The sequence below is a fragment of the Pseudomonas sp. LBUM1649 genome, from assembly GCF_059716155.1.
On record NZ_CP166807.1, the window covers coordinates 3,654,431 to 3,678,089 of the forward strand.

At 53.4% G+C, this 23,659-nt stretch carries 29 protein-coding genes and 2 pseudogenes; 15 read left to right on the forward strand and 16 right to left on the reverse strand.

Annotated elements, in window-relative coordinates:
* The first annotated feature begins 11 nt into the window (after nucleotides 1-11).
* Entirely contained in the window at nucleotides 12-794 is a 783-nt protein-coding gene (locus ACA058_RS16865) for a CHAD domain-containing protein (RefSeq protein ID WP_497635034.1), read from the forward strand.
* A gap of 36 nt (nucleotides 795-830) precedes the next feature.
* Here the strand turns inward: ACA058_RS16865 and ACA058_RS16870 are convergent, their stop codons facing one another.
* Nucleotides 831-1,253, reverse strand: coding sequence for an NUDIX hydrolase (locus ACA058_RS16870; protein WP_497635035.1), 423 nt, complete (start codon nucleotides 1,251-1,253; stop codon nucleotides 831-833).
* Between the two features lie 524 nt (nucleotides 1,254-1,777).
* On the opposite strand from ACA058_RS16870, the gene ACA058_RS16875 reads away from it, so the two are divergent.
* Entirely contained in the window at nucleotides 1,778-2,242 is a 465-nt protein-coding gene (locus tag ACA058_RS16875) for a hypothetical protein (RefSeq protein WP_497635036.1), read from the forward strand.
* Here the strand turns inward: ACA058_RS16875 and istB are convergent.
* The 3 genes and pseudogenes from istB to ACA058_RS16890 all read right to left on the reverse strand — a co-directional run.
* On the reverse strand, nucleotides 2,234-2,989 hold the full coding sequence (gene istB, locus ACA058_RS16880) for an IS21-like element ISPsy14 family helper ATPase IstB (RefSeq protein ID WP_138962891.1): 756 nt from the start codon (nucleotides 2,987-2,989) through the stop codon (nucleotides 2,234-2,236). The two genes, ACA058_RS16875 and istB, sit on opposite strands and share 9 nt — an antisense overlap.
* Nucleotides 2,990-3,009: 20 nt before the next feature.
* Nucleotides 3,010-4,524, reverse strand: a complete 1,515-nt coding sequence (gene istA / locus ACA058_RS16885) for an IS21 family transposase (protein ID WP_497634970.1) — start codon at nucleotides 4,522-4,524, stop codon at nucleotides 3,010-3,012.
* 226 nt (nucleotides 4,525-4,750) lie between these two features.
* Nucleotides 4,751-4,909 (reverse strand): annotated as a pseudogene (locus ACA058_RS16890) (ZIP family metal transporter); the annotation flags it as partial.
* A 163-nt stretch (nucleotides 4,910-5,072) separates the two neighbouring features.
* Here ACA058_RS16890 and ACA058_RS16895 point away from each other — a divergent pair.
* The 3 genes from ACA058_RS16895 to ACA058_RS16905 all read left to right on the forward strand — a co-directional run bounded on the left by ACA058_RS16895 (nucleotide 5,073) and on the right by ACA058_RS16905 (nucleotide 6,425).
* Nucleotides 5,073-5,453, forward strand: a complete 381-nt coding sequence (locus tag ACA058_RS16895) for a hypothetical protein (protein WP_497635037.1) — start codon at nucleotides 5,073-5,075, stop codon at nucleotides 5,451-5,453.
* A 183-nt stretch (nucleotides 5,454-5,636) separates the two neighbouring features.
* Nucleotides 5,637-5,954 carry a hypothetical protein gene (locus tag ACA058_RS16900; RefSeq protein WP_497635038.1) on the forward strand — a complete coding sequence of 106 codons (318 nt, stop codon included), beginning with the start codon at nucleotides 5,637-5,639 and terminating at the stop codon, nucleotides 5,952-5,954.
* Between the two features lie 84 nt (nucleotides 5,955-6,038).
* Complete coding sequence (locus ACA058_RS16905; protein WP_497635039.1) at nucleotides 6,039-6,425, forward strand: hypothetical protein; 387 nt, start codon at nucleotides 6,039-6,041, stop codon at nucleotides 6,423-6,425.
* A gap of 621 nt (nucleotides 6,426-7,046) precedes the next feature.
* Here the strand turns inward: ACA058_RS16905 and ACA058_RS16910 are convergent.
* The 3 genes and pseudogenes from ACA058_RS16910 to ACA058_RS16920 all read right to left on the reverse strand — a co-directional run.
* A complete protein-coding gene (locus tag ACA058_RS16910) occupies nucleotides 7,047-7,412 on the reverse strand; it encodes a histone-like nucleoid-structuring protein, MvaT/MvaU family (protein WP_497635040.1) in 366 nt (121 codons plus the stop codon).
* Nucleotides 7,413-8,007: 595 nt separating this feature from the next.
* Nucleotides 8,008-8,250, reverse strand: coding sequence for a con-10 family general stress protein (locus ACA058_RS16915; RefSeq protein WP_497639949.1), 243 nt, complete (start codon nucleotides 8,248-8,250; stop codon nucleotides 8,008-8,010).
* A gap of 24 nt (nucleotides 8,251-8,274) precedes the next feature.
* Nucleotides 8,275-8,436, reverse strand: a pseudogene (locus ACA058_RS16920) (con-10 family general stress protein); the annotation flags it as partial.
* 267 nt (nucleotides 8,437-8,703) lie between these two features.
* On the opposite strand from ACA058_RS16920, the gene ACA058_RS16925 reads away from it, so the two are divergent.
* Nucleotides 8,704-9,261, forward strand: coding sequence for an ATP-dependent Clp protease proteolytic subunit (locus tag ACA058_RS16925; protein ID WP_497635041.1), 558 nt, complete (start codon nucleotides 8,704-8,706; stop codon nucleotides 9,259-9,261).
* Between the two features lie 240 nt (nucleotides 9,262-9,501).
* On the opposite strand, the gene umuC is transcribed toward ACA058_RS16925, so the two are convergent.
* Together umuC and ACA058_RS16935 are read right to left on the reverse strand one after the other, a co-directional pair.
* A complete protein-coding gene (gene umuC, locus ACA058_RS16930) occupies nucleotides 9,502-10,782 on the reverse strand; it encodes a translesion error-prone DNA polymerase V subunit UmuC (RefSeq protein WP_497639950.1) in 1,281 nt (426 codons plus the stop codon).
* Nucleotides 10,769-11,203 carry a LexA family protein gene (locus tag ACA058_RS16935; protein ID WP_497635042.1) on the reverse strand — a complete coding sequence of 145 codons (435 nt, stop codon included), beginning with the start codon at nucleotides 11,201-11,203 and terminating at the stop codon, nucleotides 10,769-10,771. The genes umuC and ACA058_RS16935 overlap by 14 nt, the downstream gene beginning before the upstream one ends.
* A 683-nt stretch (nucleotides 11,204-11,886) precedes the next feature.
* On the opposite strand from ACA058_RS16935, the gene ACA058_RS16940 reads away from it, so the two are divergent.
* Nucleotides 11,887-12,324: a PRC-barrel domain-containing protein gene (locus tag ACA058_RS16940; protein WP_497635043.1), complete on the forward strand. Its 438-nt coding sequence runs from the start codon at nucleotides 11,887-11,889 to the stop codon at nucleotides 12,322-12,324.
* Between the two features lie 297 nt (nucleotides 12,325-12,621).
* Here the strand turns inward: ACA058_RS16940 and ACA058_RS16945 are convergent, their stop codons facing one another.
* From ACA058_RS16945 to ACA058_RS16955, 3 genes are all read right to left on the reverse strand, one after another.
* Nucleotides 12,622-12,933: a hypothetical protein gene (locus tag ACA058_RS16945; protein WP_497396778.1), complete on the reverse strand. Its 312-nt coding sequence runs from the start codon at nucleotides 12,931-12,933 to the stop codon at nucleotides 12,622-12,624.
* A gap of 275 nt (nucleotides 12,934-13,208) precedes the next feature.
* The gene (locus tag ACA058_RS16950; protein ID WP_109631392.1) at nucleotides 13,209-13,904 is read right to left on the reverse strand and encodes a VIT1/CCC1 transporter family protein; all 696 of its coding nucleotides are present in this window, start codon (nucleotides 13,902-13,904) and stop codon (nucleotides 13,209-13,211) included.
* Nucleotides 13,905-14,404: 500 nt separating this feature from the next.
* Nucleotides 14,405-15,574: a sensor histidine kinase gene (locus ACA058_RS16955; protein ID WP_497635044.1), complete on the reverse strand. Its 1,170-nt coding sequence runs from the start codon at nucleotides 15,572-15,574 to the stop codon at nucleotides 14,405-14,407.
* A 501-nt stretch (nucleotides 15,575-16,075) separates the two neighbouring features.
* On the opposite strand from ACA058_RS16955, the gene ACA058_RS16960 reads away from it, so the two are divergent.
* The 3 genes from ACA058_RS16960 (at nucleotide 16,076) to ACA058_RS16970 (ending at nucleotide 17,524) form a co-directional block, all read left to right on the forward strand.
* On the forward strand, nucleotides 16,076-16,768 hold the full coding sequence (locus ACA058_RS16960; protein WP_497266493.1) for a DUF421 domain-containing protein: 693 nt from the start codon (nucleotides 16,076-16,078) through the stop codon (nucleotides 16,766-16,768).
* 68 nt (nucleotides 16,769-16,836) lie between these two features.
* On the forward strand, nucleotides 16,837-17,106 hold the full coding sequence (locus ACA058_RS16965) for a DUF4062 domain-containing protein (RefSeq protein WP_497266495.1): 270 nt from the start codon (nucleotides 16,837-16,839) through the stop codon (nucleotides 17,104-17,106).
* Between the two features lie 7 nt (nucleotides 17,107-17,113).
* Nucleotides 17,114-17,524: an MFS transporter gene (locus ACA058_RS16970; RefSeq protein ID WP_497273557.1), complete on the forward strand. Its 411-nt coding sequence runs from the start codon at nucleotides 17,114-17,116 to the stop codon at nucleotides 17,522-17,524.
* A gap of 97 nt (nucleotides 17,525-17,621) precedes the next feature.
* Here ACA058_RS16970 and ACA058_RS16975 read toward each other — a convergent pair whose 3' ends face one another.
* Nucleotides 17,622-18,650 (reverse strand): GlxA family transcriptional regulator, encoded by a 1,029-nt coding sequence (locus ACA058_RS16975; RefSeq protein ID WP_497635045.1) that lies wholly within the window; start codon nucleotides 18,648-18,650, stop codon nucleotides 17,622-17,624.
* 239 nt (nucleotides 18,651-18,889) lie between these two features.
* On the opposite strand from ACA058_RS16975, the gene ACA058_RS16980 reads away from it, so the two are divergent.
* Nucleotides 18,890-19,780, forward strand: a complete 891-nt coding sequence (locus tag ACA058_RS16980; protein ID WP_497635046.1) for an MBL fold metallo-hydrolase — start codon at nucleotides 18,890-18,892, stop codon at nucleotides 19,778-19,780.
* Nucleotides 19,781-19,873: 93 nt separating this feature from the next.
* Nucleotides 19,874-20,419 carry a cysteine hydrolase family protein gene (locus ACA058_RS16985; RefSeq protein WP_497635047.1) on the forward strand — a complete coding sequence of 182 codons (546 nt, stop codon included), beginning with the start codon at nucleotides 19,874-19,876 and terminating at the stop codon, nucleotides 20,417-20,419.
* Between the two features lie 191 nt (nucleotides 20,420-20,610).
* On the opposite strand, the gene ACA058_RS16990 is transcribed toward ACA058_RS16985, so the two are convergent.
* A complete protein-coding gene (locus tag ACA058_RS16990; protein WP_497635048.1) occupies nucleotides 20,611-20,976 on the reverse strand; it encodes a histone-like nucleoid-structuring protein, MvaT/MvaU family in 366 nt (121 codons plus the stop codon).
* A gap of 164 nt (nucleotides 20,977-21,140) precedes the next feature.
* Between ACA058_RS16990 and ACA058_RS16995 the strand changes: the two genes are divergently transcribed.
* Together ACA058_RS16995 and ACA058_RS17000 are read left to right on the forward strand one after the other, a co-directional pair.
* Nucleotides 21,141-21,329 carry a hypothetical protein gene (locus ACA058_RS16995; protein ID WP_497635049.1) on the forward strand — a complete coding sequence of 63 codons (189 nt, stop codon included), beginning with the start codon at nucleotides 21,141-21,143 and terminating at the stop codon, nucleotides 21,327-21,329.
* A gap of 73 nt (nucleotides 21,330-21,402) precedes the next feature.
* On the forward strand, nucleotides 21,403-21,720 hold the full coding sequence (locus ACA058_RS17000; protein WP_497639951.1) for a hypothetical protein: 318 nt from the start codon (nucleotides 21,403-21,405) through the stop codon (nucleotides 21,718-21,720).
* Between the two features lie 82 nt (nucleotides 21,721-21,802).
* On the opposite strand, the gene ACA058_RS17005 is transcribed toward ACA058_RS17000, so the two are convergent.
* On the reverse strand, nucleotides 21,803-22,207 hold the full coding sequence (locus tag ACA058_RS17005; RefSeq protein WP_497635050.1) for a DUF3597 domain-containing protein: 405 nt from the start codon (nucleotides 22,205-22,207) through the stop codon (nucleotides 21,803-21,805).
* A 447-nt stretch (nucleotides 22,208-22,654) separates the two neighbouring features.
* A complete protein-coding gene (locus ACA058_RS17010; RefSeq protein WP_497635051.1) occupies nucleotides 22,655-22,894 on the reverse strand; it encodes a hypothetical protein in 240 nt (79 codons plus the stop codon).
* 431 nt (nucleotides 22,895-23,325) lie between these two features.
* Between ACA058_RS17010 and ACA058_RS17015 the strand changes: the two genes are divergently transcribed.
* Nucleotides 23,326-23,589 carry a hypothetical protein gene (locus ACA058_RS17015; RefSeq protein ID WP_497639952.1) on the forward strand — a complete coding sequence of 88 codons (264 nt, stop codon included), beginning with the start codon at nucleotides 23,326-23,328 and terminating at the stop codon, nucleotides 23,587-23,589.
* Nucleotides 23,590-23,659: the final 70 nt, after the last annotated feature.

The window sequence follows — 23,659 nt, forward strand, 5'->3', positions numbered from 1 at the left end:
CGAGGACAATGATGTCTTTTGTTGACGATTTCGTGGCCCAGATCATTTCCTTGGAAGTCTCCCTTTATCATTCGCGCGCTCGGCTGCAAGCCAACAGCGACAGCGAAGCCCTGCATGATCTGAGGATCGCGGTGCGGAAAATACGCAGCCTTTTGCGTCCGCTGCGCAACATGCCTGAGGTCGCAGCGTTGAATCAATCTGCAGCCGAAGTCGGTAGAGCGACTACCCCCACGAGGGATCTGGAGGTCATCATTGGTGAGCTGCAGAAGATGGGCTATCCGCGCCAGGCAACGAGCCGAGGCGCAGCCCTGACAAAACAGTATCGGAAGATCTCCACCAGCCCGGTGCTCGACAATCTGTTTGCCGAACTGGATCGATGGCCAGAGATGTTCAGGTCAGCCGAGAGAGCCGGCGAGCTGGTTGATGTCAAAAGACAGATTGAGAAAGCCCTGAAGAAAAGAATCACTCAACTGATCGCCGGACTTCGGGACAAACATTTTGATCGGCACGAGCTGAGGATCATCGTGAAAAACGCGAGATATCTCTCCGATGCGTTTCCAACACTGTCACCGCTAAAGGCAAAATCCAGAGCTCAATTGAAGTCGGTACAAGCGTCGCTTGGCTCATGGCACGATCATCATCAGTGGTGCCTGCGGGCCGAGGCTGAACCTGACTTGCTCGAAATCGCACCCTACTGGAAAGTCGCGTCAGAAAAGGCGCTGGTTGATGCCGAGCTGAAATTGGCGTCGCTGCTTGATCACCTAGAGAAAGACCTAGCGAAGTCTAAAGACTGACATCAAATAGCCTTGAAAGGCTTGATGTAGAGCCATTTATACATTTTGAATCATCCAAAAAATGCGCTCGGAAGCACAATGCTTGAGCAATGTACGGATCGAGCCTCGGACATTACGCTTGTCCAAGTCCTTTGTTGAAAACCAGCGGCAGTCATCGATCTCGTTACAAGGGCGAGGTTTGCGCTGCCCTGCCAGCGGCGCTTCGAAGAGGAAGTGGATGACTCTGCTGTCTTCGTATTCGGAGACATAGGAGAGTTGGTCAAAGGTCAACCCAGTCTCTTCTGCCATCTCACGCAGAGCGGCTTGTAGGGGCGTTTCACCTTGCTCGACGCGGCCACCAGGTAAATTCCATTTGGCGTTGCGTTTGCGGACAAAAAGAATTTCCTCGTCACGGCGATAGATCACCGTGGCGCGCTTTTTCAGATCTTTTTGCTTTGCAGTGGCTTCCGTTGCACCCATGAGTGGCGCCCTCCGTCTGCTTATACGATGGCAAATCAGGAACGAAGTAACTCTTCAACCATGGTGCGCCACGAAGGTGTCCGTTTGATGACTATTTAAATCGTTGCTTGGTCATGCACGTCATCGGATGAAGCTTCATACATATGTACGTTGCACGGCAACCAGTCCCAACGATGTTGCGTTAAACGGTCTGCCGATTCCACGTCGCTGGGGCCTTGGTGAACAGTTTGGGAGGACTCGCCAGTGGTTTGCAGATGTTGCTGCCCACGCTCGCAGGTTTCCGCAATCCCGAGGTGATCCGTCTGCACTGGAAACTGGTTGAGCAGTTCCAGTTGTGTATCACTTGGCCACTAAAAACGAGCGCCTGCTTTCGCCCGCGAGCTCGGCATGGCGGTTGTGAATACCCTTGATCTGGTATCGATGGAGTGACTGCCGGTCTCACCTTTTGTCTTAAGTCGATTGACTGACGGGGGTCTTTGGAGCCCAGTATTTGGCGGGCTAAACCAGGTCAACAGAAGAAAACCATGTCGAGAATAAACGTGATATCCGGTGACTTTCTGGCAGGCGACGCCGAGTTTCAATCAGGACTGTTCACCCTAAAGACTGTGTTAAAACCGTCTCTTGAACTAACGATACCCATATCAAAAATAAAGGAATTGGAAACAGCAACCGAAGAAGTCGTAAAAAATCAAGGAAGCATTATTCGATGGAGCTTGGCTGGAGCATTGCTTTTAGGGCCGATTGGGCTAATTGCAGGCTGGTTGCTATGTGATACAGAAAGGGAAATAACCTTCTACGCAAAGTTCAAGGATGGCCGCTGCCTTCTTGCTACAACTGACATCGACACTTACTCTGCGGATTCCACGACACTTGGACACTCAGCCCACGATCATTTGGACACTCGTTCCATGCTCACTTGGACACCTGATCCACGTCCACTTGGACAGGCAGTCGGAGCGCAGCGACGCAGGTTTGCATTGTTAGTCTGAAGTCTCTGTCGCCGTCAATTTCGTAGCGCGTCTGCGCATCGATTCGCCCTTCAGTTCGATCCGATAAGCGTTGTGCACCAGCCGGTCGAGGATCGCATCGCCTAAGGTCGGATCGCCGATTAGTGCGTGCCATTTGTCCACTGGCATCTGGCTGGTCACCAGCGTCGAGCGGTTGCCGTAGCGGTCGTCCAGCAGTTCAAGCATGTCGCGTCGTTGCGACGCAGTAAACGGGGCCAGGCCCCAGTCATCGAGGATCAGCAAGTCGGTCTTTGCATATCCGGCCATCAGTTTCGCGAAGCGCCCGTCGCCGTGGGCCAGGCCCAGTTCTTCCATCAAGCGCGGCAAGCGCAGGTAGCGCACGCTGTAGCCATCCCGGCAGGCCTTGTGGGCCAGCGCGCAGGCCAGCCAGGTTTTACCCACCCCTGTGGGGCCGCCGATGATCAGGTTCAGGCCGTCACGCAGCCATTGCCCGCTGCCCAGTTGCAGGATCAGGGACTTGTCCAGGCCGCGCGGGCTTCTGTAGTCGATGTCTTCCAGGCACGCGTTGTGGCGTAGTCGGGCGGCTTTCAGGCGAGTCGTCAGGCGTGCATCTTCGCGCTCGGTCAGCTCGCGGTCGACCATCAGACCGAGGCGTTCATCGAAGCTGAGATCGTTGATGTCGGGCGTTGCGTGTTGTTCGCCAAGCGCCTTGATCATGCCGTGCAGGCGCAGGGTTTGTAGCTTGTCGAGTGTCGGGTTGGGTAGCATTTTGGTATTCCTTTTTCAGGTCAGTGGTAGTAGCTAGGGCCGCGCAGGTTGATGTGTTCTTCGGGCAGTAACGGCAGGTTTTGCTGGGCCAGCGGTAGCCGCTCCAAGCCTTGGCGCAGGATCGATTCCAGGCTTTTGTAGCTGCACGCGCCCAGTGCCAGCGCACGCTGGCAGGCGGCTTCCAGCCGCTCTTCGCCGTGCTGTTTGCTCAGACGCAGGATGCCCAGGCAGGCGCGGAAGCCGTGCTGCGGATGGATTCGGCGTTCGAGGATGTAGGCGATGACACCGGCAGTGTTCGGGCCTGTCTGCTCTGCCCAGTGGATCAGTCGCTGCGGCGTCCATTCGGCATGTTCGCGGTGACTTTTGGGCATGTGCTCGGTTTGGGTGGTGTGGCGGCCTTTGTGCGGCGAGCGCAGATGGCTGGCCACCCGCTGGTTGGCGTGGAAGCACTCGACGGTCTTAGCGGTTAGCCGCACTTCGAGTTGGTGCTTCACCAGCTGGTACGGCACCGAGTAGTAATGGCCGTCGACCTCGACGTGGTAGTCGATGTGCACTCGTACCTTTTTCCATTCGGCGTAGACATACGGGTGTTCCGGCAGCGGTTGCAGCGCGGGTTGGTCGATGGTCTCGAAGGCTGAGCGGCGTGAGCCGGGCAGCTTCTTGAAGGGCCGATGGTTTAGGCGTTCAAGTAGCACGCCGATGGCCGTGTTGAGTTCGCCCAAGGAGAAGAACTGGCGGTTGCGCAGCGCTGCGAGGATCCAGCGCTCGACCACTTGCACACCGACTTCGACCTTGGCTTTGTCCCGAGGTTTGCGAGATCTGGCAGGCAACACGGCTACGCCGTAATGCTCGGCGAGGTCGCGGTAACTGGGGTTGATATCGGGCTCGTAACGATGCGCTTTGGTAACGCCGCTGCGCAGATTGTCCGGTACCAGGATCTGCGATGTGCCGCCGAGAAAGGCGAAGCAGCGCACGTGCGAGCCCAGCCAGTCGGGCAGTTTCTGCGACCAGGTGGCCTCGGCGAAGGTGTAGCTGGACGCGCCGAGGACGGCGACGAAGATCTGCGTCTGGCGTATCTCCCCGGTTCGCCGATCAATAACTGGCACGGTCTGGCCGGCGTAATCAACGAACAGCTTCTCGCCGGCACGGTGTTCCTGGCGCATGACCACATCGATCTTCGCGGCCCAGAGGCGGTAGTGCTCGCAGAACCAGCTGTACTGGAAACCTTGCGGGTGAGCGAGTCGATACTCCTGCCAAAGCAGGGCCAGAGTTACACCCGGGCGACGTAACTCGGCATGGACATGAGCCCAGTCCGGCATCGGACGTTGATCGCTGGGAACCGTCGGCGCTGGCGGGAATAGACATCGCTCCAGTTCGGCGTCCGACAACTGCGTGGGCCAAGTCAGCCCGCAAGCGTTGAAGCGGTGCAGATAATTGCCGGCACTGCCGCTGCTGATGCGAAGGCTGGTGGCAATTTTGCGCACGGACAGGCCGGCGTCGAACTTTAGGCGTAGTACCTCTCGGATTTTACGCATGGATATACGCTCCACGACGACCTCTTCGCTTCGAGAAAAGAGGTCGATGGTAGTGAATAATCCTGCGTTGCTGCCTGCCTGAGCTTGGGTCGGATCAGTGAGAGATTACTGTCCAAGTACTCGTGGAATCAGTGTCCAAGTGGTCGTGGAATGAGTGTCCAAGTCAGCGTGGAATCGCTGTCCAAGTGTTCGTGGAATGGGTGTCCAAGTGCGCATGGAATCCCCACTCCACCAGACCGGAGTCGACGGCCACCAGGGCCGCCCGTAACTTCTGTCACCCGCAGAGGCAGCGCAATGGCAAGGCTTCGGGGATGTCTTGAATGGCAATGGCCGTCGTCAGTGCCAGTCCCTCCGTCATGACATTGTTGGTGAAACTCACACCGATAACTCGCAACACGATTGCCATCGCGGCAAGATCATTGTTGATGCTGACGTCTCCTTGTTGGCAAAAAGAGGCGGAGAGTTGATTCTGGCAAGCGATGAGCAGACATTTTTTTGCGATTTACTCTGATACGCTGCTGAAACACTCGTTTACAGGAGTTGTTCGCATGATTGGCAAGTTAATTTCGACGGGTTTCAGTTTGGCCACCTTGCCCGCCCGCCTGACTTTTCGCAGCGTCCGCGGCTTGGCCATGACGCCTGCCGAAGCCAGCCGCCTACTGGCGGACATGCGTCAGGCATCGGATCAGGCGGTGCAGGAACTCCAGGGGCTGTTGGCCAACGTCGATGCGGACATGACCCACAAAACGGCGCACCTCAGTGCTGCCGACAAGCGCCTGGCAGCCGAACTGGCCCTGCACGCCGCCGAACAACACCTGAACATGGCCGCGATCAACATTCTGCGGGCCGTCTGGCTGACGCTTCACTCGACGCCGAACTTGCCGCCAAGCGAGCTTGATAAGCGGCTTGAACAGACACGTAACGACTAACAGACCGTCCGGCGGATCGGTCGATCCGAGCGAGAAATGGGAGCTCAGCATCCTTGAATCGGCGCTTCATGTGCAGGTGGGGTTTATGGAGCGCTTACGAATGATCGGAGCGTCAATCCCAAACAGCCCGAAGTCGGCTCGTACTGGGATCGGTCAACTGAGATCAAGAACATCGCGCCGCACTTGCACGACGTGCTGGCTAATTCCGACGGCAACTACCGCAGCATCTCTATGCGGGCCTTCTACGGTAACCATTGGGAGGCTGAGCTGAGTCGATTAAGTAGCAGTCAACTTAGGCGTTTGCGGCTGCTGGTTGCCGTTGACCTTAAAGAAAGCCGCATGGATTTGCTCAGTATTGAGCAAATTCGGCGCTCTCGACGCATGAAGGCCGGCCACTATGGCGAGGCGCTTAGAGAGCAGCTAAATGTGATCATGGAAGGAGCGCTCGAGGACATCGACAAGTACCTTGTCAGCAAACCAAAATCGAGAAAAATACTTTAGTCGGATGTGAAGCTCTCGCTGCCAGCACCTCTATTGGGGTTACCTATAGGTGATAATGTCCTTTATCACACAGAGGAACTCCCCATGGCGGACTTCGACCTGCTGCACCTGACCCTCATTCGCGCGCCGACCGATCCTGAGACGTTTAGTCCGGCCTATCAGGCCGAGCTGATGCAGCTGTTGCAACAGCTGCAGGCCAGCGGTCTGGAGATCAGCGCCCGCCCATTCATGCCCCACGGCGGCGGTGGCCTGGTGGGCGAATTTCTGATCCCGCTGGCGCAACTCGGTGGGCCGCTGATCAGCGCGGTGGAGGGGGTGGAGGCCTGGATGGCCGGGGGCGTCGGGCGCCAATTGCGGCTGACGGTGGGGGCGGTCGAGTTGGCGGCCTCTTCCCCCGCAGACCTCACGCGGATCCTGCAGAAAGCCCTGGAGCTGAAGGCGCAATTGGCCAACACGGATAAGGGGCAATGAGATCACTCGTTCTCAGTGCAACGATGACCGCATCACTCCCTGCGCTAGTCAGTGATGCGGGTGAGCGAGCCGGCGTGCGCTTTGTCGAGTTCTTAACCGCGACGATCCGCAATCCCCACACAAGACGCGCCTACCCACTCAGGGCGAAGATCTGGAGCCGCAGCAAGGCGCGCTGGCGAGTTTGTATCTGTCACGACTGACCGGAAATGGCCGTTATCTGCCGATGTGAACGGCTGCGTGCGCTGGTCACATCGAATGCAAATGGGTGGTCAAGTCGAATGCAAACGACTGGACAAGTGGGGGGCAATTTCGCAATGGCTGCGGATTCCACGCCCACTCGGACACCATACCACGAACATCCGGACACTGATTCCATACTGATCCGGACATGTACGCTCTGCACCGCGTCCTTGTGCAGCCATGACCTGATCCCTGAAAGCCCTCGATTGAGTTAGGGGTAAAGACGATGTTGTGGGTCAGTTCCAGCCCGAGCGAGACGCATAAAAAATCCGATGCCAGTTCAGGCATCGGATTTTGATTTCTTGCGGCCAAAGGTCAAGCGATAGGGCTTAACTGATCGGCATTACCCTCGACGGGCCCTTGTTTGTACTCAAACCAAAATCACTTGGTCAGCCATGACTCGACAGTCGCGGAGCCGTATTCCGCTTTCCATTCTTTCAAAGTTTTGTGATTGCCGCCTTTGGTTTCCACGACTTCGCCGGTGTGTGGGTTTTTGTAGACCTTCACCTGGCGTGGCTTTCTCGTACCGGATTTTGCCTCGGCAGCTGGTGCGCGACGACCAGCCTTAGGGTCAAGCAAGTTGATCACATTCAGCAGGCTGTAACCGTACTCGGCGAGCAAAGCGCGCAGCTTTGTTTCAAATTCAATTTCTTTCTTCAGGCCAGCATCACCCTTTAGGGCTTCGAGCGCCTGAAGCTGTTCAGCGAGGTGTTTTTCGAGTTGACGGAATTCTGCGAGCTTAGACATGGGCAGTCTCTATGTAATTAGTCTCCTAACAGTACACCAAAACAGCGATGTGCATGAAGTGGCGACAAGAGAATGTTTGAATAATCGCGAATAGGGAAAATTAGTGCGATGGCGCCACCTCTGAGACTGGCTCGCGGAACGGAACTGGAAGCGAAGGTGTCATTTGTATTAGACACCATAGTGTCGTAATCCTGTTGAGATAGAGAGGAGGTTTTCATGAACAATATTATCTACATCGTCGGGGCAGTTGTGATCGTCCTAGTTATTCTTTCGTTTGTCGGTCTTGTATAGCCTCAGCTGCTGGGCACATTTCGACGAGGTACATGGACGTCGCTCGGTCTTAGATTTTGTACGCTGAAGAGAGTTAAGGCTCTCGAGTTATCACCGAGATCTTGCATTTCGCTCGATGATCGCGAATTTGATTTGGTCAATGGCATTGGGGGGATAGAACTATGACTGTTCCGCTGAGATGTTTGTCAGTTGACTCTTTTTGACGCCGATCATTCCCATTAACCTGGCAACTCGTCTCCGGCGTACACCCAGCGATAAAGATCAAGCCCCGAGAAAAATACGGGGCTTGATGTATCACACGGCACTAGGATTTACGTCCGCCACCGGGGCTGTGTTCACCTCCTTTTCGGCCCGCCTCAGAGACTTTTTCCCTGTCTGCAAGGTTATCGCCGCGACCACTTCCCTGGCCACCGCTGGTCGACCGATCTACATCGCTAGACTGCCGTCCGCCCGAAGCCTGGCCGCCTTTCTGGCCCGCCTTAGAGGCTTTGTCGGTGTCTTCGGCAAAGCTGCCTCCGCGACCCGCTCCCAGTCCACCGCCAGACATGCGGTCAGCATCTTTTGACTGCTGTCCGCCTGAAGCCTGACCACCTTTTTGGCCCGCCTCAGAAGCTCGTTGTGGATCATTAACAAAATTGCCGCCTGATGCCTCTCCGCCTTTCTTGCCGGCTTCAGAGGCCTTATCCCGGTCATTGCCAAAGTTTCCGGGGGTTTTGTTTCCGATATTAGCCATTTTTGTTCACCTCTTCCTTTCTCAGGGAGGAACTCATGTGCTGATCTCTAATTATAGGTCAGGAAAAATCGAAAGTTAAACTGAAATGCCCATCTCCGGATGGGCGGAATGAGGAAGATAGTTCCCCGCAAATTTGGCCTGATCGACTGGCGGCGGAAGTAGTCGCCGATCACCCTGCACTTGGATTACTCTCAAAAGGAGTCCAATTTTTTACTAGGATATAAATCCTGTTAAGTCCTCCGAGTGTCGTGCAAGGGAGGTCAGCCGATGACCGAACACATCGTCCATTTTCACTGCCAGATCGATCAGGGAACCACCGAGCGCTTCAGGGATTGTTGTCTCGAGGCCATCGACCAAGGTGCTACGTCGCTGTTACTAAATCTGTCCACCTGCGGTGGCAGCACCAATTTCGGCTTCACGCTCTACACCTTCCTGAAGTCATTGCCGGTGCCACTTTGCGCGATTAATGCCGGCAACATCGAGTCGATGGGCATCATCATGTTTTTGGCGGCAGGTCGTCGCATCACGTCGCCTCACGCGCGCTTCCTGATTCACCCGATGAACTGGTACTTCAGTCAAAAATCGGTCGACCATCAACGCTTGCGCGAGTACCTGTTGAGCCTCGACAACGACCTCGCGCGCTACGTGCAAATTTTCACACTCGAAACCGCTGACGCAACGACCAAACTCGATATTTTCCATTGCCTTTCAGCGGAAGAGAAGGTCATCGCTGCACACGAATCCCTGGCCTACGGCATTGCTCATGAGATGCAACAGATGGTATTCGCCGATGATGTCAAACACTGGAAAGTAAGTGGTGGATGAGGTCGAAGCGGTCGTCATGAGCAGACAGCGTGAAAACTCCATAACGCATCCACACTCCTGTACTCCGCTAACCCGTGGATTTCCGAGGGTCTGCGGTACGAGGGAATGTCCTTTCTTCCTGAATAGTCCCGTCCACTACCTTCGTTCGTAGTAGGCGTCGATATCGGTTTCAAGTTGCCCATCGATCACCCTTACGTCCTCAGCAGTGAACTCCATGGTCTATCCATGTAGAAACCCGCCTCACCTGCAGTAAACAGTCCAGAGCTGATCAACCCGAGTCGTGAAGCTCTGACTCATCATCTCTCGTCGCATCCCCCAATCCGGATCGGTCGGCACACTCGCCAAGCGCATGGTGCCCCGACCCCATCTTCCGTTGATGGCGTCCAACACGCCCATGACTTTTTCGGTGACCGCTGGCTGAGAGATGGAGAAAAGGTCGTCCGTGTACTCGCCTTTCTGACAGAGGTTGACCAAGAGTACCTCGGCCTTGCTGTACTTGAATCCTGGCCGATACACCCTCTCCACAGCTTCAACTGCTGCCTTGGTCATCAAGCGCACATCGTCAGTGGGATATGGCAATTCGACGAGAATGCCATTGGCGTACTTCGCTTCCTCGGGATTAAACATGCCGGTGCGAATGCTGACTCGAATTTTCTTGCACAGCGACTGCTGGGCCCGAAGCTTTTCTGTTGCTCGCATCATGTAAGTAGCGACCGCCTCTTTGATGGATGCAATTTCGGTGAGGAGCTTGCCGAACATCCGGCTACAACATATCTCCTGTTTGGGCGGATCAGGTTCATCGAGCTCAAGGCATGGTGTGCCGGCTAATTCACGAGCTGTCTTCTCGATTACCACACTGAATTTTTTGCGAAGTGTCCAAGGGTCGGTTTTGGAGAGATCCCAAGCTGTCTTGATGCCCATGCCTTCGAGGTGAAGAGTCATCTTCCGCCCGACGCCCCAGACATCCGAGACCGAGCATTTCTTAAGCACCCAGTCACGCTTGGTTTGATCGCGGAGATCGACAACACCACCGCTCTGCGCCTGCCATTTTTTGGCTGCGTGATTGGCGAGCTTGCTGAGGGTTTTCGTACCGGCGATTCCAACACCTACTGGGATACCAGTGCTGCGATAGACCTGCGCACGTATCCGCCGTCCAAGCGCCTCAAGATCACCTGGCACACCAGCCAAATCAGCGAAAGCTTCATCGATGCTGTAGACCTCAACGGCGGGCACCAAGGACTCGATCACACTCATCACGCGTTCACTCATGTCGCCATACAACGCGTAGTTGGAGGAGAAGGCGACGATGCCGTGCTGCTTGAGTTTGTGTTTGATCTGAAAGTACGGCTCGCCCATTTTTATGAACGGCTTGCTGTCCGCGCTGCGGGCGATCACACAGCCATCGTTGTTCGACAACACCACAATGGGCGTCTTCGTCAAGTCAGGCCGGAACACCCGCTCACAGCTCGCGTAGAAACTGTTGCAGTCGATCAGCGCGAAAACGGGTTCAGGCTTTTGGATCATGGGCACGCACGCTGAATTTCACCACACCCCAGATGATCAGTTCATCACCTTCGAGGATGTATCGCGGCGGGTAACCTGCATTTTCGGACATTAGGAAGATGTCGGAGCCTCGCTTGCACAGGCGCTTGCAGACCGGCTCACAATTCACTGCCGCAATCACGATGTGGCCGTGTTCAGAGGTGATCGAGCGATCAACCACAGCCATATCGCCATCGAAGATCCCAGCGCCTTCCATGCTGCTGCCTTCGATTCGCACCAGGTAGATATGCGGGGCTCGGATGTCCAGGAGCGAGTCAATGGAGATGTGTTGCTCAAGGTGATCAGCCGCAGGCGATGGAAAGCCTGCAGGAACTTTGAACGAGTAAAAGGGAAGCTGGACTCCCCCTTCTGCCATTGGGCCGAGGATGGTGACGCTCATGAAGGGTGCCTTAACCTAAACTGTATATAAATACAGTTAACGTCGAAGCAAGCTTGCGGTCAATCTCAAGCGAGGAAAATTACGACCGAAGGATTCACCGGGAGCAAAATCTGCAGGTTGGCCAGGAGGGCATGAGGGCATGAGGGTTGAGTCCTGACCGCTTTTCGCTACGAGCCGGCATTGCTGCAAGTCGTTTTTTCGCGTAAGCGGCTAGCTCCAGCTTTCAAAGCTCGATAATCAGATCAGGGACAAAGCCGGTGTGCTCCCCAGGATTGTTGGCGCTGATGCGATTTTGACCCACGCTGCCGGAATTCATTGACCCGCCCGAATGCTCAATAAACGATGTCTTTGCGCGGGAATTCAGAGGCCGCATATAGGTCAGTCAACGTCAGCAGCCTGGGTCAAAATCACATCAGCGCCAACAGTAGTTGCCATAATGGGAAATCGTTTAATCTAGGTGTCTACGATATCGCTCTAGTTAATACCCATAATAAAAACAAAGCATCACACATGGATAGCACACTAATTAAAAGCTGATTAACTTTTTTACTTCCAATTTGCCATTCGTCGTCATGCAGAAAAAAAATTTAACTTTTTCGAAAGCGGGTGACTCTCACTAATACAGCCATCAAGGTGGTGGGTGCATTTTCTGATTGATTGGCGATTGCTGATAGGAGATAGTAATGAACTACGAAGATCGCGATACCTATGGCATGTACAAAACCAACCTCCTACGAGATACCAGCTCTGAGGAACAGGGGCCTGGCCCCGACCTGATGGGGGCAGACACACTCATTGGAAATGATGTTTATAACCATAATGAAGAAGACTTGGGAGATATCAAGGAAATCATGCTGGATGTTCGCAGCGGTAGAGTGAGTTATGCTGTTCTCTCTTTTGGTGGCTTTCTTAGCATGGGAGAAAAACTGTTTGCGGTACCCTGGAATGCATTCACACTCGATACAGTAAATAAGCGCTTCGTACTAAACGTAGAGAAAGAACGCTTGGAAAATGCACCAGGTTTTGACAAGGACAATTGGCCTAATATGGCCGACGAATCTTGGGCAACTGAAATCCATTCTTTCTATGGAACTAAACCGTTCGATTACGATACTGTCTAGATACAAAGTATCGACAAAAGCTAACTGTCCATAACCAAAATGAAGAGTGATGCGCGCCGAGCAAACAACGACATGTTAAGATTGGTCGTTGGTGGCCAAACCCTAAGGCGCGCATTGCGGTGAAAAAGCGCTAACAACAAGGGTTTAGGGTGGATTCTGCTGACCGCCGTCGAATCCAAGGCTAGCCCAGCCGCATCGTACCCGAAAGCTATTCGTTTGAAGTCCAAAAGCTCGCGCGTCACGCGGGCTTTTTTTGATGCGACATCTAGGCTCATCACGTGACTCTAACGATTTTGGCTAGCGAATAAGACTAATGGCGGTGGCTCGGATCAGAATTTCTTCCTGTTGAAAACGCCCTGCAAGATCGCGCTTAAAGCTTTGCCACCAAAGCCGATCAATAGCTTCAACCATGACCTCATAGACGATGATGTCGTCCTCTGCTCTCTCGTTATCTTTCTGCAGTGAAATACCTTTCGCCGGATTGCGAGTGAAAGCCGTCACTCCTCCGAACTGTTCGGCCAACTGCTCCCGTACACGGCGAAAAAGCTCGACGGGCTGAGGCGTGCCATCGTTCGTGTTGAGCGGCAAAAAAATCTCGATCAGGTGCATTAGATAACCACAGCAGCCCACGGCTGTAAGTAATGCGATTCCCCTTGGGCCCCCAAGGCCTGCGTTTCAGTTTCAGCTTCTGTTCCAGCTTTCAATCCTGTGGGATTAAAAAGCTAAAGAAAACAGAAGAAAAAACCGGCGGCATCCTATCGGATAAAGGTGTGTGGGGGCAGCGCTGCGTTTCTCTTGCCTTCAAATATATAAACCCTGTTCCATCCTTGTATAAAGGCCCACTCTCACCATCAAGAATTTAATTCTGGAACCCGCTCCGGGTTTTATACTGTGGTTCCCAACAGGGTACCGACTCCTGCTGCCACCGCCATCGAAAGCGCACTCCAAAAAGTCACACGTAAAACCCCATTTTTAATATTCGCCCCGCCGACCTTGGCCGCCAAGCCGCCAAGGATAGCTAGGAAGACCAACGACGCGACGACGATGACTGGGATGAGATGTTCTTGTGGAACTACTACGACCACGAGTAATGGTAGTGCCGCACCTACGGCAAAGCTTAGCGCAGATGCAAGAGCAGCCTGTAATGGCTTTGCACTCATCGCATCGGTGATTCCCAACTCATCTCGGGCATGCGCCCCCAAGGCGTCGTGATCCATTAGTTTAGTCGCGACTTCTTTTGCAAGCGGCACCTCAAGTCCTCGCTCAACATAAATTCCTGTCAGTTCACGATTCTCGCCCTTCGGATTTTCCTGAATCTCAATTCGCTCCGCCTCTAGGGCAGCCGCTTCCGTGTCGGCTTGGGACTGCACGGAAACGTACTCTCCGGTAGCCATCGACATAGCGCCGGCGACGAGAGCAGAGACACCCGCTATAAGGATGCTGTTGTGAGTTGCGTGAGAGGCGGCTACGCCCAGAATCAGACTTGAAGTTGAAACGATTCCGTCATTGGCCCCCAATACGGCAGCGCGCAGCCAACCAATGTTGTCTATTGGGTGTTTCTCTTTATGATGCGCTGCCATTCTGGAATTCTCCGTGTGAAAAATTGCATTAGGTCAGGTCTCTGGCGTCATGAGCACCGTGAGATTCATGTTGATGAACGGAGATCCAATCACCGGTAATGACTGAATCAACCGATTAAATTTCAGAAAGATACTTTACGCTGCCAGCATGTCCCAGAACATACCGATCACGGCAAAAAGCCATTACGATAGTACATCGTGTTTAACAAAAAAGGCCCTCGAAGGGCCCTTTTGTACTCAAACCAAAATCACTTGGTCAGCCAGGACTCGATCTTGTCTGAGCCGTATTTCGCTTTCCGCTATTTCAAATTTTGTGATAGTCGCCCTTGGTTCCACGACCTCACCCGATTCCGGATTCTTGTAAACCTACCTCGCGAGGCTTGCGGGTGCCCGATTGCGGCAGGGCAGCCGGAGCGCGACGACCAGCCTGTAGATCAAGCAGGTTGAAGATGTCCTTCAAGCTGTTGCCGTACTTGGTAAGTAAAGCGAGAAGCTTCGTTTCAAATTCGAGGACGCAATCTCAACATCGGAAAAAAAATTATCTGAAACGCGGTGCCGCCGATGTTTGCGTTGGGCTGGTGACTTAGCGAGCCACCCAGATTTTTAACAAGCGAAGTAATTACTTTCATTCCCAACCCCGACATTTTATCCACACCAAAGTCGGCTGGAAGTCCCTTGCCATTGTCACTTACGGTCAGGCAATACTGATGTTCATATGGTGCCAATTGTACATCGACCTTGGTGGCCCCATATTTTAAAGCATTTGTCACCAATTCATTAACGATAAGGCCGAGTCGACTGAGTTGTTCGCTCGCCAAGGCGAGTGGGACGGCTTCGACCGAGATAGCTACCTGATCCCTACAACCTAACATTGCTGATAAGCCAGCACACAGTTGAACCAGATAGTCAGCACTATCGAGCGTCGTGGCAGCCTTACCGACGTTAATATGCTGATGCACATTTGCTACTGCAAATATTTTGGCAGCCGCTCTTGAAATCTCCTTAGCCGCTTCAGAGTTGCCCAGCTGAGCACTCTGAATGCTCAGCATTGACACAATCAAATGGAGGCTATTCATGACTCGATGGTCAATTTCCTCGGCCATCAAGTGGGAATGATTCAGCGCTGCTTCCTTCTCAGCTATGGATCGCATGGCGGAAAGGCGCAGTTCAAGCTGATCCATTACAACGCTAGCAAGATCCGCCAACGTGTCTATCTGATCTTGGGTAACCGTGCGCGGCTGCGTGTCCAGCACACATAACGTACCGAGATTGAAGCCGTCGTGAGTATGCAGCGGCACACCCAAATAAAATTGAAGACCAAATTCGCCTGCGACAAGGGGATTAGAAAGCGTTCGAGGATCATGCCTAGCGTCTGTTACTAACCAAGGCCCATTCTGTAAGATCGCGGAGGCACAGAGTCCTGGATTGCGGGAAATTTGATTTGCGTCGAGCCCATGATGGGATTTGAACCAGATTCGATCTGTATCGACGATGCTCACGATTGCTATCGGAGTACCGAGAAGGCGCGCTGCTATTGCGGTCACACGATCAAATGCGCCGTCCGGAGGGGAATCAAGAATGGCGTACCTACGAACGACGTTCATCCGAAGGGATTCATCTGGAGCTGTTTCACTGGAGCTAACGGAATGAGGCGTGGTGTTCGCAGTCATTTTTACTCCCGAACGGCTCAAGGTCACTGCTTTAAGTGGGTTATCCGATGGAATGCCCGCTTTCAAACCGTTGCACCAAGGTCGCACTCGATTGATGGCCTGGATGGCAGCAGAACGATGTATGGTCTCACGTTTGTATAAGCCATGTCAGGCACGCACACAAACCGCTGCAATCAGTGGGGTGGTGGCAATGATCCCGCTGCCCGCAGGTCACGCCCTTACCCACCTACCGGATTGTAAAATCCGTGCCAGGGAACCGACAAGCACCAACAGGGCAGATTCCGCGCTTGCGCGAGTAAGCCTTCCGGTGAGTAACGGATGGTGCAAACTGGCTCACCATTCTTTGGCGAATCGAGGCTAAGGTTCATGTATTGGAGATTCAAATTCCACGACTAGCCCGTTTTCATCGCCCCCGTGGAGCTACTCAGAGGATGTAACGCTTTAGATGGGCAGGACTCACACAATTCAATGATTATCTAAAAAACCAAAAAAGAGGTGATGATGTCTCCCTTTGATATTCAACGGATGTTGATAGATGAGTTTCCACTAACATTTTTGCTAGAGGTAGGGTTTCGGGCAGCTTTTGCCTTTCTTGCCGTTTTCTTGTTCTTAAAATCAAGTGGCCGACGCGGGATAAGACAGCTCTCACTTTTTGAGTTGGTCGTGATTTTGACGTTGGGCTCCGCTGCCGGAGACGTGTCCTTCTACCATGATGTACCACTGTTGCCCGTTGCAGTCGTTTTCCTCACGCTGTTGCTGCTCTATCGCATGACGGTTTGGGTCATGACCAAAAGCAAGAAATTTGAAGCATGGATTGATGGTCTACCTGTAACCGTCATTCGCAATGGCTTATATGAACTTAAATCCTTAGAGAAGCTGAATATTTCATCGAGCGAAATATTGATGGAGCTTCGACAACGGGGCGTTGAGCACTTAGGCCAAGTAAGATTGGCGCTTATGGAAACAGATGGCGACATCAGTCTTTATTTTTACGATCAAGAAGACCTGCGCCCTGGCTTGTCAGTCCTACCTTTAGAACATCGTGCGGAGTTTATAAAAGTGCCCGCTTCGGGACTTTATTGCTGCGTGAGTTGTGGCTTTGCACAATCTATTCTTGAAGAACACGAAGCACGCTGCTCGCGGTGCGATCATGACATCTGGTCAAAGGCGCTGAGCACCCAACGCTGTAGGTGATGGTTGCTGGAAACAATCCCACCAGGCATCAGTCAAATCCACAGGCGCCAGCATTTTGAGGGGAACAGATGAAGGTATTCATAAGCTCGGTGGTAAGGGGATTTGAGCAATTCAGAGCGGCTGCCAAGGACGCCGTAGAAGCTCTGGATATGAAGCCGATCATGAGCGAGCATTTTGGAGCCCGCACCTATTCTTCCGTGCATGCCTGCCTGACAGAGGTTGATCAGTGCGACGTCTTTGTCCTCATCTTGGGCGCTAACTACGGCTACGAGCCTGAGCCGGGTCTGTCGGTTAGCCTTGGCGATTGCCTCTCACCACACTCAAGAATTCGACATTAGCCCCTTCGTGCTGGGCCTTCTGCTGTCCTCCTTTTTATGGCTTTACCTCTTCGCACTCATACCCATGGGAATGCTGGAGGATCGATACGATACTCGGCTGGTCAACGCCTGGGGCATCGGCGTCTGGTCTGTCGCCCCCCTCCTCTCTGCAGCATCAGGGGGTTTCTTCTCCATGCTGATCACTCGTTTGCTGATGGGTGTCGGAGGGTCGACTTCGTACCCCGCCGGGGGACGCGCTCTGCGCGAATGGGTGCCTGCCGGCGAGCGCGGAATGGCGACCTCACTGTTCCATGCCGGTAGCCTGATAGGCCCGGGGATTGCTGCGTTGGGCCCGAGCATTGTCGTCAACAGTTACGAATGGCGTGTTGCCTTCGTCATACTGCCGCTGTTCGATTCTTATGGCTGGCTGCCTGGCTGATATGGTTCAGGCAACCTGAAGTCGCGCGCTGGTTACATCCGCTTCAGGCGCTGCTCGCTGTCGTTAGGAATATTGCTGCCTGAGCTAAGAGGCATAATTAAAACTTTAGCTGGGAAGGGGTGGATGGCTCGGCAATGTGCTCACTGCCGCCCGCCTTCGGGCCTGGCCTCATTTCACGGAAAAACATTCGCCGATACTCAGAAGGCGATGTGCCGAGGTGAACGCCGAACTGTTGTCTCAACGACAAAGGCGTTCCGAAACCCGCCTCACCGGCGACACACTCGATAGGTAGGTCGGTCGTTTCGAGCAGCTGTTGTGCTCTGGCGACTCGCTCAGCATTCAACCATTTAGAGACGGTACTGCCAGTGGCCTCCCTAAAGCGACGAGTAAACGTGCGCCTACTCATTTTCGCCATGTCTGCCAGGACGTCGAGCGATAGATCACTGGCTAGGTTCATTCGGGCCCACGCCAGTACATCAGACAAATGAGTCTCGCTGGATAGCTGCGGCACAGGATGTTCTACGTATTGAGCTTGGCCTCCTTGCCTATGCGGCGGCGTCACCAGCATCTTCGCGGTGCGATTCGCCACATCAGCACCGAGCCGCTGGCGTATCAGATGCAGGCAACAATCGATTGCCGCCACGGTTCCCGCAGAGGTCATGATGTTGCCATCACTGACATAGAGCACCTCGGGCCTGAAACGAACTTCAGGGAAGCGTCGCGCAAACTCGTCTCTGACTGCCCAGTGAGTGGTTGCTTCTTTGCCATCAAGCAGCCCGGCATCTCCGAGCACGAATGCTCCCAAACATAACCCGACTATGAGCTTTCCTTGGACATTAGCGAGCTGTAAGGCTTTCACGAGCTGTGCGGATGCAGCGACCGATTGATCGCCCCACGCTGGAATGACAATTACGTGAGAGGACTCCATCAGTTCCAGGCCATGAGTGACCTCTAAGCCAATACCTTGGTCGCTACTCACCATTCCTGGCGTCTCTGCGCAGTAACTCACCTCGTATTGAGGTTCACCAGGTGCCGATTGCGCCGTCCCCAACACCACGCCTGGCACAGAAAGATGGAACAGGCTTACGCCGTTGAAAGCTAGAACAGCAACACGTATGGATTGCATCAGGCAGCCTCGGATTGGCCGTGTATTGGCTCATATGTGTCCCCCACAGGAATTATGGACGACCGCTCATGCCTACGAATTTTCACGGAGGAAAGGGATACACAGCCCGCCCGTCCACATCACTAAAAAAAGATGACCACTTGGCCCGATTATATCTAAATATGTCATTCAGGCCACTGTTAGGCCTCAAAACATTCGGCAAGAATGGTGTCATCAATGTAATCAACAGGATTAATCTCATGAATTTCAAAACTTTTCCCCTTATCCTCAGCATTGCTTGCGCTGCAGCGGCCATACCGGCATTCGCGGACACAAGTGCGCCCAAATCGCCTGACGCATCTCATAAAGTGGATTTGCAGCAAGTTCGTAACGCCACCGTGAAAATCTCCTACGGCGGCACCACCTTCCTGATCGACCCGATGCTGGCCAAGAAGGGAGCCTATCCTGGATTTGAAAATACCTATCGGAGCAACCTGCGCAACCCCCTAGTCGATCTGACCGAGTCGCCCGAAAAAGTGATCTCTGGTGTTGACGCCGTCATCGTCACGCATACCCATCTTGACCACTGGGACGATGCCGCACAAAAAGCACTGCCGAAAGACATTCCCCTGTTCACGCAGCATGAAGAAGACGCACAGCTGATTCGCTCCCAAGGTTTCAAGAATGTACGCGTACTGACTGACGAAGCTGAATTCGGCGGCGTCAAAATCACCAAGACCGGTGGTCAGCATGGCACTGACGAAATGTATGCCGTACCAGCTTTAGCTAAACCTCTGGGCGAAGCAATGGGCGTCGTTTTTCAAGCGCCAGGCTATAAGACCCTCTACCTCGCCGGTGACACTATCTGGCGTAAAGAGGTCGACCAGGCCATCGAGAAATATCACCCCGAAGTCATCGTACTCAATGCCGGGAAAGCAAAGATGACCGGGTATGAGGGTTCGATCATCATGGGCGAGGAAGATGTTCTCCACGCCTCGAAGGCTGCGAAAAACGCGAAAATCGTCGCCGTGCACATGGACGCAATCAATCACATGTCCCTGACCCGTGAAGAGCTGCGCACCTACGTCAAGAAGCAAGGTATTGAGAGTCGCGTAGATATTCCCGAAGACGGCGCTTCACTGGAGTTCTGATTAATCGGGCCGTAGGTGACGCTGGCTTACTGTCCCGCAAACAGCTCGGCCCTCACGACAACGTCACGTTGATAAATTGACTGGAGATCGTTAATGAAACGAGGTCTTGTAGTAGTTGATCTGCAAAACGAATACCTGCCCACTGGCAAATTGCCTTTGACCGGCATCGAAGGGGCTGTCGCGAATGCTATCCGGGTGATCAGCCACGCGCGCGATACAGGTATTCCAGTTTTTCACATACGGCATGAGTCCGATAATGAGGGAGCTACAATTTTCATTAAGGGATCTACCGGCGCGGAAATTCAACCAGCTGTAGCTCCTGAAGGTCGCGAACCCGTGATCGTCAAAAAGCACATCAACGCCTTCAGGGAAACTGACCTCAAGCAGCAGCTGGATGCCGCTGATGTCCAAGAAATCGTGGTCATAGGAGCGATGAGCCACATGTGCATCGACGCTGTGGTACGTGCAGCAGTGGACATGGGGTATCCGGTTACAGTGCTGCATGATGCCTGCGCCACTCTGGATCTCACATTTCGCGGCGTAAACGTGCCTGCCGCTCAAGCGCATGCGGCGATAATGGCAGCATTTGAGTTCGGCTACGCCAGCGTTAAATCTGTAGACGATTACCTGTTGGCGTAAATGAGTGACTGTAAGGCTTTTGGGGGCCCTGTGCGCCTTGCTGCTTCTAATCGGAACCCATCAGTTCAAGGAAGAAACGGGCTGGATGCACTGGGAAGTGGGCTGTCGCTGGAAACTAGGTAGTCGGGAAGGAGCCCAAAACTGTTCAATTGAAAAAGGCCCGTCAAGGGCCCTTTGTACTCAAACCGAAATCACTTGGTGAGCCACGACTCCACGGTGTCAGAACCGTATTTCGCTTTCCATTCCTTAAGCGTTTTGTGGTTGCCGCCTTTGGTCTCCACGACTTCGCCGGATTCCGGATTTTTGTAGACCTTCACTTGACGAGGCTTGCGAGTGCTGCTCTTCGACTCAGCAGCGGGTGCGCGACGACTAGCCTTTGGATCAAGCAGGTTGACGATGTCCTTTAAGCTAAAACCGTACTTCGCCAACAAGGCACGGAGCTTTGTTTCGAACTCGATTTCTTGCTTCAGACCGGCGTCACCTTTCAATGCTTCAAGCACTTGGAGCTGCTCGGCCAAGTGCTTTTCAAGCTGCCGAAATTCTGCGAGTTTGGACATGAGGTAACTCTCCGTGATTGTTATCCTAACGTTACACCAAAATCAGAGGTTTGAATCAACCTAGAGTTCAAACGTTATCCCTTACTGAATATTTGAATCACCAAAGTTGGATAAGGTCACCTACTAGGGGGCAGGAAGAAGAGACCAAAGCAGTGGAGGAGTTAATGAGCCTAGCAATGACCATCTTCGGCATAATCTCCGCCTGGATGGCGATAGTCATCGCGTTGTTATGGGGAGTGCTGCGAATCGTACGTCGGCACCAACCGAGTGATCATGACAGGACGGCCCCAGTTTTTTCCGAGAGGCACTTGGCACTGCCTCAAGGATTGTCGCTTCGCACATCGCCCGCCTGAGGTACCCATCTGCTTTGACAGCTGTGAGAGATGATGAACATACATAATGTACGAAACTCACGGGGCTTCAGAGATGTATCCGACGACTCCTGACGGTCGCTACTTCGTAGTCAAAGGGCAATTGTGGCGTTGCGCCAATCCATCGCTGAATGAGGATGTGCGACAGCGACTGGTCAACGACTTGATGGCTGCACGTCGTGAGGTAAAGGCAGCAAAGGCTTCTGGTGATGATGGCCTGTTGTCGGCGGCAAGGGCGAAGGTGCAGAAGGCGAAGGTAGCACTCGGGGAGCGCGGGCCAGTCTGGTGGGACGACGGGAGCCCTGACTTTAATAGACGTCAAGTCATCAATACACCCTATGCTGATTGGTACCTTTCCATAAAGAGTTGGTAGACACGTACCGTCGTCCTTGGGTGTATCGGCCCGCAGAATACGATACGCACCCAGTGCAAGTTTTGTAGCTAAGCAAGGCAAGCTAATTCAGCAACTCTGCAGGAACCCTCCCACCATTTTCCGCCAGCTTTTTCATGACAGCCGAATGGAGCCAGATGTTCATTGCCGCTGAATCGTCAGTGGATCCTGTGTAGTGCAACTCTGCAGCGAGCTCTTTGCGGGCAGCCAAGCTACTGTCGATGTTCAACAGCTTGAGCAAATCTACAATCGATGTACGCCAGTTGAGCTGCTCTCCTTGTTGGCTGGCCAAAGCTTCCAGTTTAGAAGCAACGTCGACTTCGCTGATGGCAGCCGTCGGGGTGGAGGTCGACGTCTGTGGTGTAACGGGGGAAGCACCAGCGACTGGGGTGGAAGGAGCAGCTTCAACTGGCGACGCAGCGTGTCTACCTATCCCGAGTTTTTCCAATATCGTGCTCAATAAGCTCATGTGAATTCTCCAAGGCTTGATGGGCCCTTGCTCTGTTGAGCAACGGTTACCTATGGATGACTTTCACCTTTCAGCTAAAGTTTTATCTGGTTTTCTGCGTCGCGCAATTGCGACAGCTGGCGACCTTCCAGGATGACGAATCAACGGGACGTTCCAACCCATACCGGACACAGGCAAAGGTGACGTTCCTGCTCTAGCAAAGCGGAAGATCTCTATCCAGATCCATCCTCATGGCAATTACCGCTGGGTGAGGTCGCTCTGGGAGCCTACGTAGCCAATGATAATTTCACACCGCCTCGCTGCGTTTGTTCTTTCTGTAAGCGCAAAGGCACTGGCGCTGCTGCAGTCCTGAATTTGATTTGAAGGTGATCTGAAGCGAAGCGCATTGGTGAACTATCAGTTCTGTGGAGAGCCCTGCTAGATACAGGGCTGCAACGCCACGAGGTTTTAGCGAGGATGTTGCGGTCTATCCATTACCGAGTTGTCTGTTTCTTCACGTACCCGGTCAGGATCCAGTCCGGTATCGTCATCGTCAAGAGGACGCTCACCTTCGTTGTCAGGAAGCTCTTCGATTCCCTCTTCCCTCACGGGGTCAACGTCAGTGCGCCCGGGGCTCAAGGGATCGGGCGATGTAGGCATTGGATCGTCTTGCCCCATCCCGCCTTGCTGCTTGGGATCGTTGTTCATACACACCTCTCAGTGCTCTCAATATTGGGAGCATGCAGCTTAGAGATGCTTCAAATTTCGACCGTTCGATTTATCGTTTTACCGGCCGTCGACGTTCATGGCCGTTTTTGTTTGAATGGCATCTGAGGAGGGAAGTCGCCTCTTCGCGTAAGCGGCTAGCCCTGAGATTTCTGGCTGCTGCGGCCCAGCTCATTTGGGCTCAGACGAATATCGGGAGTTTTATCTCTCACCCTGTGGCAAGAGCCGGATCAACGTGCGAACCGAATATTGAGGATTTCATCTCTCGATACGGTAGCCATTTAGGCGAGCACAATCGGGCCTCAAGTTCCTCGACGCATAAAAAATTTGAACCGCTTTTGAACGCGCTCGCCTAATGATTAGCTTGTGGATAATCACGCAGGCGATGTGCCAATACCGGCATGCTCCGAGAGGTGGTCAACGTGGCTAAAGACGAGAAGAAAACCAAAGGCGACGCTTCGAAAGTCAGCAAGGATTTGAAAGACAAAAAGTCATCGCCGGCAAAGAAATCAGCTGCGGCCTCGGCTCTTTCGAAATCTTCCCAAAAGAAAGACAAGAAAATAGACGCCGAACCAAAGAAATCTGCCAAAAAAGCTGATAGCAAGCCAGACAAGGCCAAGAAATCAGACAAGGCAGAAAAGACAGCGAAAAAAAAAAGTGAAATCTCCTACTGCTAGGGCTCTACGCCCTAGCTTCCTCTGGCAGTGTTGCCTTCAATACCCAATAAACACGCTAGGACAGCGCGTT

What these genes read in the sequence shown, in the direction of transcription:
- ACA058_RS16865 (WP_497635034.1), top strand. Translation starts at nt 12, where the DNA reads ATGTCTTTTGTTGACGATTTCGTGGCCCAGATCATTTCCTTGGAAGTC.
- ACA058_RS16870 (WP_497635035.1), bottom strand. Translation starts at nt 1,253, where the DNA reads ATGGGTGCAACGGAAGCCACTGCAAAGCAAAAAGATCTGAAAAAGCGC.
- ACA058_RS16875 (WP_497635036.1), top strand. Translation starts at nt 1,778, where the DNA reads ATGTCGAGAATAAACGTGATATCCGGTGACTTTCTGGCAGGCGACGCC.
- istB (WP_138962891.1), bottom strand. Translation starts at nt 2,989, where the DNA reads ATGCTACCCAACCCGACACTCGACAAGCTACAAACCCTGCGCCTGCAC.
- istA (WP_497634970.1), bottom strand. Translation starts at nt 4,524, where the DNA reads ATGCGTAAAATCCGAGAGGTACTACGCCTAAAGTTCGACGCCGGCCTG.
- ACA058_RS16895 (WP_497635037.1), top strand. Translation starts at nt 5,073, where the DNA reads ATGATTGGCAAGTTAATTTCGACGGGTTTCAGTTTGGCCACCTTGCCC.
- ACA058_RS16905 (WP_497635039.1), top strand. Translation starts at nt 6,039, where the DNA reads ATGGCGGACTTCGACCTGCTGCACCTGACCCTCATTCGCGCGCCGACC.
- ACA058_RS16910 (WP_497635040.1), bottom strand. Translation starts at nt 7,412, where the DNA reads ATGTCTAAGCTCGCAGAATTCCGTCAACTCGAAAAACACCTCGCTGAA.
- ACA058_RS16915 (WP_497639949.1), bottom strand. Translation starts at nt 8,250, where the DNA reads ATGTCTGGCGGTGGACTGGGAGCGGGTCGCGGAGGCAGCTTTGCCGAA.
- ACA058_RS16925 (WP_497635041.1), top strand. Translation starts at nt 8,704, where the DNA reads ATGACCGAACACATCGTCCATTTTCACTGCCAGATCGATCAGGGAACC.
- ACA058_RS16935 (WP_497635042.1), bottom strand. Translation starts at nt 11,203, where the DNA reads ATGAGCGTCACCATCCTCGGCCCAATGGCAGAAGGGGGAGTCCAGCTT.
- ACA058_RS16940 (WP_497635043.1), top strand. Translation starts at nt 11,887, where the DNA reads ATGAACTACGAAGATCGCGATACCTATGGCATGTACAAAACCAACCTC.
- ACA058_RS16945 (WP_497396778.1), bottom strand. Translation starts at nt 12,933, where the DNA reads ATGCACCTGATCGAGATTTTTTTGCCGCTCAACACGAACGATGGCACG.
- ACA058_RS16950 (WP_109631392.1), bottom strand. Translation starts at nt 13,904, where the DNA reads ATGGCAGCGCATCATAAAGAGAAACACCCAATAGACAACATTGGTTGG.
- ACA058_RS16955 (WP_497635044.1), bottom strand. Translation starts at nt 15,574, where the DNA reads ATGACTGCGAACACCACGCCTCATTCCGTTAGCTCCAGTGAAACAGCT.
- ACA058_RS16960 (WP_497266493.1), top strand. Translation starts at nt 16,076, where the DNA reads ATGTCTCCCTTTGATATTCAACGGATGTTGATAGATGAGTTTCCACTA.
- ACA058_RS16965 (WP_497266495.1), top strand. Translation starts at nt 16,837, where the DNA reads ATGAAGGTATTCATAAGCTCGGTGGTAAGGGGATTTGAGCAATTCAGA.
- ACA058_RS16975 (WP_497635045.1), bottom strand. Translation starts at nt 18,650, where the DNA reads ATGCAATCCATACGTGTTGCTGTTCTAGCTTTCAACGGCGTAAGCCTG.
- ACA058_RS16980 (WP_497635046.1), top strand. Translation starts at nt 18,890, where the DNA reads ATGAATTTCAAAACTTTTCCCCTTATCCTCAGCATTGCTTGCGCTGCA.
- ACA058_RS16985 (WP_497635047.1), top strand. Translation starts at nt 19,874, where the DNA reads ATGAAACGAGGTCTTGTAGTAGTTGATCTGCAAAACGAATACCTGCCC.
- ACA058_RS16990 (WP_497635048.1), bottom strand. Translation starts at nt 20,976, where the DNA reads ATGTCCAAACTCGCAGAATTTCGGCAGCTTGAAAAGCACTTGGCCGAG.
- ACA058_RS16995 (WP_497635049.1), top strand. Translation starts at nt 21,141, where the DNA reads ATGAGCCTAGCAATGACCATCTTCGGCATAATCTCCGCCTGGATGGCG.
- ACA058_RS17000 (WP_497639951.1), top strand. Translation starts at nt 21,403, where the DNA reads ATGTATCCGACGACTCCTGACGGTCGCTACTTCGTAGTCAAAGGGCAA.
- ACA058_RS17005 (WP_497635050.1), bottom strand. Translation starts at nt 22,207, where the DNA reads ATGAGCTTATTGAGCACGATATTGGAAAAACTCGGGATAGGTAGACAC.
- ACA058_RS17010 (WP_497635051.1), bottom strand. Translation starts at nt 22,894, where the DNA reads ATGAACAACGATCCCAAGCAGCAAGGCGGGATGGGGCAAGACGATCCA.